The following is a 13592-nucleotide window of genomic DNA, read 5'->3' on the forward strand; positions in this document are numbered from 1 at the left end:
ACAGCCGTAATATTATACTGGTTTCATTTATTTATTGGTAAGTAACATCTACTGCAACGTTAGCAGTATATGTACCAGCAACTAATGTCGCACTTGAAGTACGTGCAGTACCACCAATATTAAGATCCGCAGTACCACCCGTAAGGGTAATAGCATTATTAAAGTCAAATTCAGCTGCAATCGTATTTACACCATTCACCAAGTTAGTATCAGAAATACTTACTGTTACTGCATCACCAGCCTCCCCAGAAAGAGTAAATGCCGCAGCTCCTGCATCACCTTGAGCGATAACAACATCTGTTGTGTTGTCTGAAGTGATGATACCGAAGTCCAAATCACTCGTTTTTGTCATTGTAATTGCTTGTTTTACTTCTAGTGTTGCATCAAAAGTGTCACTCACAGCGAAAACATTAGCTGAAGAGATAGAAAGTGCAGAGACAGCAACAACCTTAAAGACTTTATTCATTTCTTTAATCCTTTATATAAAATCGGTTTTATTATTAGGGTTACCTAACAGTCAACCAGAGTTAACAATTAAGTAGCAATAATCCTATTTAGAAAATATATATATTGACACTTATTTATAAAGAAATGGGACGCAGTGAGAATAAGATCACGCAAATTGATAGAAATAACACTAATAAAAATAATGGTATTGGAGCATTTCATCAAACAATATATAAAACTTGTTTTACATCCTAATCAGTTAATTAATCTATTTATTTAATCAAGCACACCTAATTTTTTAGAATATATTAAAAAATACAATACGAGATAAATTTGAAGTCAGACTAAAAAACGACATATATAGATCAGCATGTTGCAATAAAGTCTCAAATTTGAAACAAACTGGAGAAACCTTAACCTTGTAATAAAATTGAAATAATAACTGGCCAGGGGTTAATTATTTAACCTCACTATTGATAGTGTATTAAAAATAAGACATATCAAATCATTATTTATTACGGTGATTAAGACTATTAAATAACGTCCAAAAAGAAGAATAATTTGATATTAATTACTGATTCTGTGATTTGCTCTAATGACCTATTCAGTTTCATTTCTCACGAGCGTTGAATGCAGAAAAGCGCGTGACATTGAAAGCTTGATGTAAGGTAAATAAAAGCGGTAACACACTCATTGCTAGACTCAGAGCGCTTTGGCTGTCCAGAGCTTACTCGCCCCTCCAAATTGTGTCCGCTTCGAGCACTTTAACCGCAGCACTTTGTTGGTTCATCTTGCCAAGAAATAATCAATCTGAGGCTCCATTCCCCCGATAGCGGTCTGATTGAATAGGAATGCAGCACTTTCCTGCAATTTATTTGTGATCTGGGTTGCACGCGTACCGCATACTATCAGATACTGAACAAAACTAACCTTCAGCCACAGTAAACGTTCTGCGCTTGCTGTTCAGGAATTTCAATGAGTTCAGATAATCAGCCGACCTACTTCTTTTTCGATTACGAAACGTGGGGCGTTAGCCCAGCAAAAGACCGTCCGAGTCAGTTTGCGGGTGTTCGTACCGACCAAGATTTCAATGTTATTGGAGAGCCTCTGGTTATCTATTGCCAACCTCCTGCTGATTACCTCCCTGCACCTGAAGCAGCACTGATCACCCGTATCACACCACAGAAGGCTGCCTCACAAGGTCTTCCTGAGCCAGAGTTTATCGCTAAGATCCATGCTGAGTTAGCCAAACCAAACACCACAAGCCTTGGCTACAACAGTATTCGATTCGATGACGAAGTAACGCGTTACACCTGTTACCGAAACTTCATTGACCCATATGCGTGGAGCTGGCAGAACGGCAACTCACGTTGGGATCTGTTAGATGTAATGCGCGCTGTTCACGCACTGCGTCCTGAAGGCATTGTTTGGCCAGAGAACGAAGAAGGTTATCCAAGCTTCAAACTGGAACACCTATCTGTGGCAAACGGCATTGAACATGAGAACGCGCACGATGCAATGGCCGATGTTATTGCGACCATCGAGTTAGCGAAGAAGCTGAAAGCAGCACAACCTAAGATGTTCGATTACCTCTACAACATGCGTCATAAGCGTAAGCTGAATGACCTGGTTGATATCGTAAACATGACACCATTGATGCACGTTTCAGGCATGTTTGGTCGAGACTGCAACTACACAAGTTGGGTTGTGCCTATGGCGTGGCACCCAACCAATCAGAATGCCGTTATCGTGGTTGATTTAGCTAAAGATCCAAGCCCGTTATTAGAACTGGATGCTGATGAACTCAGAGACAGGCTCTACACCAAACGCAGTGAACTGGGTGAAGACGAGCTACCCGTACCAATCAAATTGGTTCAACTGAACAAGTGCCCTATTCTTGCGCCAGCCAAAACACTGACGGCTGAAAATGCCGAAACCATCGGTATCGATCGCCAACAATGCTTAAAGAACCTAGCACTGCTTCGTGAACACCCAGAGATCCGCGAAAAACTGATCGGCCTCTACTCGCAAGAGCGTGAGTACGAGAAGAGTGATGATGTTGATACACACCTTTACGACGGTTTCTTTTCACCTGCTGATAAAACAGCAATGAACATCATTCGCGAAACTGACCCAAATAACTTAGCAGCTTTGGATATCACCTTCAGTGACGAACGTATTAAACCGCTACTGTTCCGTTACCGTGCTCGAAATTTCCCATGGACGCTCGACGAAGCTGAACAATTGAAATGGGCGAACCATTGTCGTGAATTTTATGAGAGCCGTTTAGAAGAGTACATGCTCAACCTTGAAAACCTCGCGCACGAACATGAAAGCGACGAGAAGAAAATGGCTATCTTGAAAGCGGTTTATCAATACGTAGAAAAGTTAGCTAGCTAATTCCATTATCAAGAGACGTAACACTTTGAAAGAAAGATTGATCCAACTGGTTTACTGCTTAATCTCCTTCACCTTAATCATAGGTGCTCTTACAGCAGGTAATGCGTTACAGCACTTTTTGGATACCTCAATCCCAGGCAGTATTTTTGGCATGTTGATTCTGTTTGCCGCCATGGTGATTGGTATTGTTCCTTCCCACTGGGTACAGCCCGGTGCAAGCTTGATTATCCGCCTAATGATCTTACTATTTGTTCCGATCAGTGTCGGGTTGATGGATCACTTCGACATGCTCATCGCGAACGCATTGCCAATTATGGCGAGCGCCGTTGGTGGCACATTACTGGTGTTGGTGTCCTTATCATGGTTCTTAGACCGCTTGCTTTCGAGAGGTAATTGATCATGTGGATTCTACTCACCATCGTGGTATTCCTGTTTGCTCGCTGGGTAAGCCAAAAAGTAAACTCGCCGCTGTGTAACCCGTTGCTTATCAGCATTGGTATAATCATTCCGATTCTCACGTTCTTCAAAGTACCGTTTGAGACTTACTATGCTGATAACACCTGGATTACCTACATGCTTCAGCCTGCGGTTGTTGCACTTGCCTACCCGCTTTATGAACAGCTACCTCAAATCAGAGCCAACTGGCGCATCATTACCTTTGCTTGCACGCTAGGCAGTGTAATGTCGATGACAACAACGGCATTAATCGCAGTGGCTTTTAAAGCGGACTTAACTTTGATCGCGAGTTTGTTAGGCAAATCAGTCACCACGCCAATTGCGATGGAAGTATCAAGCCATTTAGGTGGTGAAGCAGCGATTGCGGCAATACTGGTATTGATTGTTGGTCTGTTTGGGGCAATTTTTGCTTATCCAATCTACAATCTCATTGGTATTAAGAGCCCTATCGCCCGTGGTTTAACCATGGGTACTGTGTCTCACGCTTTAGGCACTGCAACCTGTGCTGAAAAGAATCAGGAAGATGCAGCATTCAGTTCTTTGGCTCTTGTACTTTGTGGCGTCATTACCTCAATCATCGCACCGAGTATATTTTCGCTTGTAGTTTGGTTTTATTCTTAACCACCGTTACCGTGAGTGCAGTTTAAACGCTGATTGTTCATTGGTTACCTGATAGATATAGCTAGTGGTTTTAAAGCGTGACAAATATCCAATTAGCCCAAGCAGAACTCTGATTATTTCAGTGTTGGCTTGGGCTTTTTTTCGCATTTAGTCAGCCATAGCAGACAAATCGCGCTCTGTTTAGCGCCAATAAGTGGGATATCAATGGTAGTTTTTGCTCTTGCAATCGATTTCATCTGTGACCTCACTCTAATTATGCAAACCAATGTAACAACAACAGCGCAGTAGTGATCGATATCACAGAAAATTCCTGAGCATTGCATAGAATTAAAGCCTAAGGTCAATTAAGGATTCAACATGAACAGTCGTATTACCCTGGCGCTGGAAAGTGCTCCAACAGCAATCAAAGCACTTTTGAGTGACATCGTATTAGCAGACAACTTTGACGCGACATTGTCTCCAGAACAATTTGCTAGCTTACTGCAAGCAAGTGGTTTAGCGGATGACGAGCTACGTATTGCACTACTTCCTTTTGCCGCAGCGTATTCTTACGCTCCGTTATCTGACTTTTATGTTGGTGCAATCGTGCGCGGTTTGTCCGGTACTCTGTATTTTGGTGCAAACCTTGAAATCGCTGGTGCTCAACTTGGCCAAACAGTACACGCAGAGCAATCTGCAATCAGCCACGCTTGGATGAAAGGCGAACAAGGTATCTCAGATATCACGATCAACTTCAGTCCTTGTGGTCACTGCCGTCAATTCATGAACGAACTGACAACAGCAAAAGAACTTAAAGTTCAGCTTCCACAACGTGATGAAATGTCTCTGCAAGAGTACCTGCCAGACTCATTCGGCCCTGCTGATTTAGGTGTGACAACTGGCCTAATGACGAAGCTTGATCATAAATACACGACCGAAGAAACAACGCCTATTGTTGTGGAAGCGCTAGCAGCACTAAACCGCAGCCATGCTCCTTACACCAAAAACCTAAGTGGTGTTTCACTACAACTGACGTCAGGTGAGATCTTCACGGGTGCTTATGCAGAAAATGCCGCGTTTAACCCGAGCCTACCCCCTCTGCAAGTGGCGTTGATTCAACTTAAACTGGCTGGCTTCGATTTTGAACAAATTGAAAGTGCTGCTTTGGTTGAAATCGCAGAAGGTAGCATCAGCCACCTTGCGGATACGCAATCTACATTAGAAGCGATTAATCCAGACATTCCAGTGACTTACTTAGCAATCTAAGCACATCTAATTAACAAAAATTTAAATAAGCAGCCCCATTTAACGAGGCTGCTTTTTTTATCCCTGCAATTAACGAAACAGCTAGCGCAAACGTTTGCTTTTGTCATTAAAATAAGTATGATCTCCCCGTTTTCAATCAATCGTTCAAAAGATCGGAAGGAATTTCTATGTTTGGTACTGCTACTCGTGAAAATGCTACTCGTGTACTTCTATTAGGTTCAGGTGAACTCGGCAAAGAAGTTGCTATCGAGTGCCAACGTTTAGGTTTGGAAGTTATTGCTTGTGACCGTTATGCAGACGCACCAGCGATGCAAGTTGCGCATCGTAGCCATGTATTAGACATGTTAGACGGCGATGCACTTCAAGCCATCATTGAACTAGAAAAGCCAGATTATGTGGTTCCTGAAATTGAAGCTATTGCCACCAGCAAATTGGTAGAGCTAGAAGCGCAAGGCTTGAATGTCGTTCCAACAGCTAACGCAACTAAGCTAACGATGAACCGAGAAGGTATCCGTCGCCTAGCCGCAGAAGAGCTAAAACTGAGCACTTCTCCTTACCGCTTTGCAGACACCTTTGAAGACTTCGCTGCCGCGGTTGAATTTGTCGGCATGCCTTGTGTTGTTAAACCAGTAATGAGTTCTTCAGGCAAAGGCCAGAGCGTTATCAAAACCGAAGAAGACATCCAAAAGTCGTGGGACTATGCACAAGAAGGCGGTCGCACTGGCGCTGGGCGTGTAATCGTTGAAGGCTTCATCGACTTTGATTACGAGATCACCCTTCTAACCGTTCGCGCAGTCGACGGTGTTCACTTCTGTGCGCCTATCGGTCACCGCCAAGAAGACGGAGATTACCGTGAATCATGGCAGCCACAAGTGATGTCAGACAATGCACTTAAAGCCGCGCAATACACGGCTGAACAAGTGGTTAACGCACTAGGTGGTCATGGTATCTTTGGTGTCGAGCTGTTTGTTAAAGGCGATCACGTTATCTTCAACGAAGTATCCCCTCGCCCACACGATACTGGCTTAGTAACTCTGATGTCTCAAGACTCATCGGAATTCGCACTGCACGTACGTGCCTTTACTGGTATGCCGATCAAATCAATCACGCAATACGGCCCTTGTGCATCAGCGGTTATTCTAGGCCAAGGCACTTCAACTAACATTCGTTTTGAAGGTCTTACAGAGGCGCTAGACGCACCACAAACGCAAATTCGCTTGTTTGGTAAGCCTGATATCGATGGTCGCCGCCGCCTAGGTGTGGCGCTTACTCGTCGCAACAGCACTGAGACAGCGATTGAAGATGCAATTGAGAGCGCGTCAAAAGTAAAAGTGATTTACTAACCTGCCATTCAATTCTGAACAATCACGAGTTCAAATCTGAACAATAAAAAAAGACGGGCTATCGAGCCCGTCGTTTTTATTGGTGTTATCTGTTGGCTTAACTAAGCAGACTGAACTTAAGCGTCTGACTCAATCAAATACACTTCTTCACAGAAGCGAGACAAACCTTTCTTAACAATCTTCGGATGTTCATCGTCCGCAATATCTTGATTCAACAATGTGATTTTGTACCCAGAGAACAACTGATCGATCTCTAGTTTAGGTACGCTAAACGGAGGCCCTGCCATCTCACTTTGGTCATAATCCAGAGTGACCAGAAGGATCTTTCCACCCGGTTTCAGCAGTTGTTTTAAACGCTCTACGTACTGCACTCGCATCTCTTCAGGCAGTGCGACCAAAGACGCGCGATCATAAATGGTATCAACAGGCTGGATAGGTGCAGTGAAGTAATCGCCTGTATAGATGTTCAGTTCATCAAATTGATACAGCTCGTGCTGACCGCTAATTTGAGTCACAGTCGGCGTGTAAAGGTGCTCTGCAAAAAATGCGCGAACCGCAATCTGGCTTAACTCGACACCTTGAACATCTTCATGCTTTGAAGCTAGCCAAATCAGATCTTCACTTTTGCCACAAAGTGGAACAAACACACTCTTCTCGTAGCTAGTCTCAGTCTTTTCCCAAAATTTAATCAGAAGTGGGTTTACATCTTCGAGGTGGAAACCAATTTGGTTGGCTGCCCATTTATTGTGCCAAAATTCAGGATTATTCATCTTTCGTTCATGTTAAACAGTCATAATGCAAGAGTACAGTATAGAGAGGTAAGAGCAACCTTAGCTTGGTTTAAAGTACCAAATTGGTTTCGGCAGAATCAGAAACTGGCTAAGTTCAAAGTTCTTAAAATTGCGGAACCAACGCTTGAATTATTTGTCTATATGTTCACATTTTAAAGCAATATTAAACGTTAGAGTTGGTTTCTGCCTTAGCTAGCCCCATTTAATATGTAGTGAGTTTAGTTAAGCTGTTTTTACTCTTATGCGTTACTGGTTACCCCTTTTGGCTACCCGTTTTTTGTAACCTTGTATTTTGGAGTTTGAATGAGTGTATTTCTCCGTACGACGGCCCTAATGCTTCTAGTATTGAGCCGAGCGCCTGCATTCGCAGCAGCACCTGTTTCAACGAGTTCAACTGATCAATCGCGCACTCCAGCGCAAAACCAAGTTTCATCAAATGTATTCCGCCATAGCCTAAGCGGCTTGTATGGCATTAAAGCCTTTGACTCACGTCCGACTCAGCCTTATACCGACTTCGATATTCTGTACAGCAAAGCTCACCAAGCACAAGCTGAGCTAGAAACTATCTGTAAAAGTACTGCCCTACTTACCAACTCAGAAGCCTTGTTCGCAGGTGTTAAATCTCAAGCTCGTGCAGAAGAAAAAATCGCTCTTGAGCTTGATGGTGACGTAACAAAAATTACCGACCTAGCTCGTGCAACTATCATCGCGAACGATGTAGAGAGCTTGGTTGAAGTGTACGAATCACTAAGCCGTGAAGCGGACGTTGTGAAATTGAAAAACAAGTTTAAGTCACCTGCTGATTCTGGCTACCGTGACCTTAACCTGTTAGTTCGTTTGCCGAAAACCAACATCATTGCTGAAGTTCAACTTCACTTGAAAGCGATTGCTGATGTGAAAAGTGGCCCAGAGCACGAACTATACGAAATCATCCAAGGCATTGAGCGTCACGCAATTGCAGAAAAACGCCCAATCAACGACATCGAAGCAGCGCAAATCAATAGCCTAAGACGTCAATCTTTAGAGCTTTACCAACAAGCGTGGCAGCCGTATATCACGACTCATATTAAAGCCGCGTAAACCGTTTAGAACACCACAGAATATCAACTCAAAGGGCTGCCATTAATTTGCAGCCCTTTCTTTTTGGCTATATTACATTCTGAAGATCAGTTAGGCAGCGTGGCTAGCCGAAAAGCTCAAAGTGAATCTATCGGCTCATAGCTCTAGAAAGCTAGACGAGATAGAGATAGGGATAGAGATAAGAATAAAGGGAATAGTTTTAACGCAGTTTAAAATTAGACGTCACATACAAAAAGACCACGCTAGGCGTGGTCTATTGCTTGGCTACTTCTCGATTTTAATATTTTCGACACGGGCCTTTAGTTTTTGTCCCGGTCTAAAAGTAACAACACGTCGAGCAGAAATTGGAATGTCTTCACCAGTTTTCGGGTTACGACCAGGTCGCTCGTTTTTCTCGCGAAGATCAAAATTACCAAAACCAGACAGTTTTACCTGTTCGCCATTTTCAAGTGCCTTACGAACCTCTTCGAAAAACACTTCAACCGTTTCCTTGGCATCCCGCTTGCTGTATCCGAGTGTCTCAAACAGGTTCTCAGCCAAATCGGCCTTCGTGAGTGCCATAAAACTTTCCTCAAAGCTATGTTATACATTGCTACCATCGCCAGTAGCGCCAAAGCATTTACCCTATCCAATCAATAAGATAAGGCCGTTTACAAGGAAAGTGTATGCCAAGCTTCTGATTTTCGCCAACTTTTTTATCTCAACTATTTAATTATTCTTTCAAATCAGAAAGATAACGCGCTTGTAAATTTACATATATAGCTAAAAAACATCTATTCCCAAGCCACCAATCAGAGTTAAACTCCAAAACAAGACAATAAATAAGAATTAAAAACTTTAACGATATAAATAATAAATTTTGAGACTTTTCTCCGATACTCAATAAAATCAGCTACTTGATTTGATATCGAACTCAACAGAGGTTACTAAATGATCAGTATTAAATATGAGATTTGTATCATTTCAGAATTTAATTCGAATCGGCGTGAATAGTTTATACCGACATAGCTAATATTGCACATGAGGCGTTGATGCACCATCAACATACCAGTTAGCTCCCGAGACAAAACTCGCAGCAGGACTAGAAATAAAGGTCACCACGTTGGCTACTTCTTCAGGGGTAGCTAAGCGACCCATTGGATTTCTATCGATAACTTTCTGGAAAGTGTCCGGATCTTCACGCTTACACCGCCCCCATAAACCATCAGCAATATATGTGTCTCCAGGCGAAACAGTATTGACTCTCACCTTAGGAATGTAAGTCAAGGACAAGGATTTCATATAATGGGCTAGCGCGGCCTTCCCTGCTCCATAAGCATTGGCGTTACAAACTGTATATCCACTCGCTTTCGACCCAATATAGGTGATTGCTGCGCAACGCGACTCAAGCAATTTAGGTAAAACTAACGCAATGCCCTGTTGCGTGGCTGCAATGTCTTTTTGCAGAACATCTTCCCATTCATCAGAGAGTGCACTTACATTGGGTACAAAAATATCGATATTCGGAATTGACTCGATCCAAGCTTTCATTTGTGCCAAATCATGGACATCGACCACTTTTCCGACAACTTGCTTTGACGCTTTTCCAAGTTGTTTAAGCAGCTTATCTATCCGATGTTGAGAACGGCCACAGAACCAAACATTCGCCCCTTCGTTAGCAAAGCCTTCAACTATTTTCGCCCCAATTCCACTAGAACCGCCAGTGACAACAACATTTATATTCTCTAACCCTAAATTCATCTTAACCTCTCAAATAGCACCTACTACCGAAAGGAAGTATCAAAAATGATCGCTTATATTTCAAAGAGAATTATAAAAGTGACATTTTGTGCTACCTTAAGTGCATAAAATAGTGACGGTATAGAGTAATGGGCGCACTTGACGACGAAATTTGCACAACAATCAAACGCCATTTAAAAAAGGCGGGTATCTCTTATAAAGAAGTTTCAGAATTCACAGAAGTTTCCGAAATAAGCATTAAACGATTGCTGAACGGCCATCAATCGCTCTCTATTTTGAAGTTACAGAAGATATGTAAATTAATTCAGCTTCCTTTATCAGCCCTTATCACAGAAGCAGAAGAAGCATTAGCTTCAGCTTCGGTGTCATTATTTACGGATGAGCAAGACACAGCCTTCTGTAAAGAGCCACCGTTGTTTACGATTTTCCACGAGATTGTCAATGAAGGAGCAAACGCCCAGCAGTTAATGGCCAGTTTTGACTTAAACGAGCCATCACTGTATATCTACCTAAGGAAACTTGAACAGTTAAAACTAATAACAATGTTATTAGGCTTAAAATTCCATGTCATTGTACCTGCCAATATAGCTTTCTCTGAACAAGCGCGATTTAGCGTCATGTTCAAAAACCAAGTCATAGATGCTCTAAAACAGGCCGTGCAATATATCGATGTAAGTAACAAACAAGCTTACTTTATTACGACCAAACTTAGGCTGACCGAAGGCGAATTTAAAGAATATAACACCAAGCTTGAGGAGTTAATGTTCGAAACCCTAAAGATCAGTCAGTCGCATAGCCGAATGACTGAAGGAGTCAACGACTATGCCGTTGTCGACATGGGCGCCAAAGGTATCTTCCACCCAAAACTCAAAGTACCAGTAAACTTAGTTTAGGTATGCCTTAACAGTGCCCATTGTTCTAACAACATTGTGCAATTACTGTTTTACGAGTTTAGTTGCCTTATCGGTTAGAGCCGCACTCGCAGGTTTCACAATCAAACCAATCCCGACAAGAAACAGTATTGATGCAACAACCTGAGCCACAGACAACACCTCGTCATACATAAAGTAACCACTGATCAATGCAAAGATTGGCACGAGCAAGGTTAACGGTGCGGTTGTGCTTAATGGATATTGGATTAACAACTTGTTCCACACCCAGTAACCAAATAGCGTGGTTGGATAAGCCTGGAACAGCACCGCAATCGTTGTGTTCCAATCCCACTGTTCAATCCCCTGCCAGACGATTTGATCCCCGTGTAACATCACAGCAAACAACACCAACGGCACTGGTGCAAACAGCATTCCCCACACATTAAACGCAAACGCCTGCTTAGTTTTGGAAGCCTTAACAATCACGCCCATTAAGGTCCAACTGCACGCTGCAATCATAATCAAGATAACGCCATTAACGGTGACATTCCCTTTCGCCGCCGACACTAAAACTGCAAGTGCACACAGGGCTAACATCGCACCAATTAACTTACGAACCGACGCACTTTCTTTGAAAACCCATACCCCAACTGCCATTCCAATAAGCACATTGCTTGAAAGCAATACCGATGAAAGCCCAGAAGATAACCCAGCGGTGATCGACCATGAAGCCATACCCCAAATACCCACACCGAACACAAAGCCGTAACTGACTAAGTAACGCCAAGCGACATTCGGTCTTGCCACAAAAAATATCACCGGAATAACCGCTAACGAGAAACGCGCGGCGGTTGCCAACAACGGATGAACGTTGGTCACACCCATTTTTATCATCGAGAAATTGAATCCCCAAATTGCCATCACAAATACCGCTAACAACAAATCATTTCTTTTCATACTCACCCCTCCTTTGTTTTAAAAGAGTATCCCTTGAACAATAAAACCAGTACAGATACAATTTTTACAATAAAAACCAGTACAGTTAATAACGGTCGTGATAATGAGCATCTACAGAAAGCTAGCCAATCAGTTTATCGATGAAATAGAAACAGGTAAAAGACCGGAAGGCGGACGCATGCCTTCACTTCGTCAATTGGCTAAGCAGCAGGCCATCAGCATGTCGACCGTGGTGAGCTGTTACCAAGAATTAGAATCGCAGGGTTGGATACACTCGCGACCGCAAGCTGGGTATTTTGTCTCGCCTCACAAGCCTATTCATTCAACGCCTGAGTGGGCACAGTTTGAGAGTAAGGTTTCCAGAGTTAAAGAAACGTCATCGGCTCACAACTCAATCAATGGGCCTTTAGGGGTTTCGAGCACCACCAATGATGAACAATCGATTGTTGAGCTAGAACGCAGTTTCCGCCGTTCAATCAAACGGATGGGAAGCAGACTCAACCATTACCCAGATACACAAGGTGAGCCGATGTTGCGACAAGCATTATCCACTCACTTTGCCAAGCTCGATGTGCACTTTTCACCTGAAGAGATGGTGATCACGGCTGGTTGTATGTCGGCGATTAAGGCTGCACTTGAATCGTGTACCAAAGAAGGCGACACCATTGCGATTAGCTCACCTTGTTTTAACGGTATTTTGGAGCTGCTTGGAAAGATGTCACGCCAAATCATTGAGATCCCATCTTTGGATGATGGTGTCGACCTACAACAACTGGAAACACATCTGAAAAATAAACGTGTGGATGCTGCTATCTTCTGTACCTCACATATGAATCCTCAAGGGATCAATATGTCGGCCAGTCAAAAACAAAAACTGGCTGAATTGGCGAATCACTATCGAGTACCAATCATTGAAGACGACGTGTATCTAGAGCTCTCATATTCCTCACACACACCACTGCCTGCAAAATACTATGACAAAGGTGGATACGTGCTGTGGTGTGGTTCGGTATCGAAAAGCCTGTCGCCAAGTTACCGTTTAGGCTGGTGCTTACCGGGAAGGTACATTGATGAGTACAAGGCTCAATTTTCTGCCGCGAGCTACGGTGTTGCCTTACCGACTCAGCTTGCGGTTGCTGACTTTATCGAATCTGGCCAATACGCCAAACACGTTAGAAGAAGATGCACTCAGATCCTTTCGTTGCGCCAGCAATACCTCAGTTATTTAGCCCAACATCTTCCTCAAGACGTGAAGATAAGTAACCCACAAGGTGGCATGGTACTTTGGCTGCAAATCCCAAATTTGAACCAACCACTTTTCGCTCAAGCCGTAGCTGAACAGAATCTTGATATCAGGCTCGGACATCTCTTCAGCACACTCGATCTCTACAGCAACTGCTTACGTATCAATATTGGGTATTCGTTAGACGGTGAAGCTAAGCAACAATTGGATGCTTTAATTGAGCTTATCCACATTCACAGCTAACAGACCGTAACTTTTCAGAATAGACTTTTCATAGCCATTCGAACGCCGAATTTTAATAGCCTTTTGTCATAAAATAGAAGGCTATTATTCCTATCTTGATTCGGTTAAAGCCCCCGAACCGTAAGGAAATCCACTTACCTCAAAACCCTTAAAT

13 protein-coding genes are annotated in these 13592 nt (G+C 43.0%); 8 read left to right on the forward strand and 5 right to left on the reverse strand.

The window, feature by feature from the left end:
* Window positions 1-31: 31 nt before the first annotated feature.
* Window positions 32-466: a DUF4402 domain-containing protein gene (locus FTW16_RS11990; RefSeq protein WP_146491236.1), complete on the reverse strand. Its 435-nt coding sequence runs from the start codon at window positions 464-466 to the stop codon at window positions 32-34.
* Window positions 467-1422: 956 nt separating this feature from the next.
* On the opposite strand from FTW16_RS11990, the gene sbcB reads away from it, so the two are divergent.
* The 5 genes from sbcB to purT all read left to right on the forward strand — a co-directional run bounded on the left by sbcB (window position 1423) and on the right by purT (window position 6512).
* Window positions 1423-2847, forward strand: coding sequence for an exodeoxyribonuclease I (gene sbcB, locus FTW16_RS11995; protein ID WP_146491237.1), 1425 nt, complete (start codon window positions 1423-1425; stop codon window positions 2845-2847).
* Between the two features lie 25 nt (window positions 2848-2872).
* Complete coding sequence (locus FTW16_RS12000) at window positions 2873-3244, forward strand: CidA/LrgA family protein (protein WP_004734867.1); 372 nt, start codon at window positions 2873-2875, stop codon at window positions 3242-3244.
* Between the two features lie 2 nt (window positions 3245-3246).
* A complete protein-coding gene (locus FTW16_RS12005) occupies window positions 3247-3924 on the forward strand; it encodes an LrgB family protein (protein ID WP_004734865.1) in 678 nt (225 codons plus the stop codon).
* A 357-nt stretch (window positions 3925-4281) separates the two neighbouring features.
* Window positions 4282-5169, forward strand: coding sequence for a cytidine deaminase (gene cdd, locus FTW16_RS12010; RefSeq protein WP_065676922.1), 888 nt, complete (start codon window positions 4282-4284; stop codon window positions 5167-5169).
* A 167-nt stretch (window positions 5170-5336) separates the two neighbouring features.
* Window positions 5337-6512, forward strand: coding sequence for a formate-dependent phosphoribosylglycinamide formyltransferase (purT, locus tag FTW16_RS12015; RefSeq protein ID WP_146491238.1), 1176 nt, complete (start codon window positions 5337-5339; stop codon window positions 6510-6512).
* 116 nt (window positions 6513-6628) lie between these two features.
* On the opposite strand, the gene FTW16_RS12020 is transcribed toward purT, so the two are convergent.
* Window positions 6629-7282, reverse strand: coding sequence for a thiopurine S-methyltransferase (locus FTW16_RS12020; RefSeq protein WP_146491239.1), 654 nt, complete (start codon window positions 7280-7282; stop codon window positions 6629-6631).
* 324 nt (window positions 7283-7606) lie between these two features.
* Between FTW16_RS12020 and FTW16_RS12025 the strand changes: the two genes are divergently transcribed.
* A complete protein-coding gene (locus FTW16_RS12025) occupies window positions 7607-8383 on the forward strand; it encodes a RelA/SpoT domain-containing protein (protein ID WP_146491240.1) in 777 nt (258 codons plus the stop codon).
* 264 nt (window positions 8384-8647) lie between these two features.
* Here FTW16_RS12025 and ihfA read toward each other — a convergent pair whose 3' ends face one another.
* Together ihfA and FTW16_RS12035 are read right to left on the reverse strand one after the other, a co-directional pair.
* On the reverse strand, window positions 8648-8944 hold the full coding sequence (gene ihfA / locus FTW16_RS12030; RefSeq protein WP_004734853.1) for an integration host factor subunit alpha: 297 nt from the start codon (window positions 8942-8944) through the stop codon (window positions 8648-8650).
* 447 nt (window positions 8945-9391) lie between these two features.
* Window positions 9392-10123, reverse strand: a complete 732-nt coding sequence (locus FTW16_RS12035) for an SDR family NAD(P)-dependent oxidoreductase (protein WP_146491241.1) — start codon at window positions 10121-10123, stop codon at window positions 9392-9394.
* 128 nt (window positions 10124-10251) lie between these two features.
* On the opposite strand from FTW16_RS12035, the gene FTW16_RS12040 reads away from it, so the two are divergent.
* Window positions 10252-11016, forward strand: coding sequence for a helix-turn-helix domain-containing protein (locus tag FTW16_RS12040; RefSeq protein WP_146491242.1), 765 nt, complete (start codon window positions 10252-10254; stop codon window positions 11014-11016).
* 42 nt (window positions 11017-11058) lie between these two features.
* Here the strand turns inward: FTW16_RS12040 and FTW16_RS12045 are convergent, their stop codons facing one another.
* Window positions 11059-11952 (reverse strand): EamA family transporter, encoded by an 894-nt coding sequence (locus FTW16_RS12045; protein WP_146491243.1) that lies wholly within the window; start codon window positions 11950-11952, stop codon window positions 11059-11061.
* A 103-nt stretch (window positions 11953-12055) separates the two neighbouring features.
* Here FTW16_RS12045 and FTW16_RS12050 point away from each other — a divergent pair, with 103 nt between their 5' ends.
* Window positions 12056-13438: a PLP-dependent aminotransferase family protein gene (locus FTW16_RS12050; protein WP_146491244.1), complete on the forward strand. Its 1383-nt coding sequence runs from the start codon at window positions 12056-12058 to the stop codon at window positions 13436-13438.
* Window positions 13439-13592 lie beyond the last annotated feature (154 nt).

It is taken from the genome of Vibrio sp. T20 (genome assembly GCF_007858795.1).
GTDB lineage: Bacteria > Pseudomonadota > Gammaproteobacteria > Enterobacterales > Vibrionaceae > Vibrio > Vibrio satsumensis.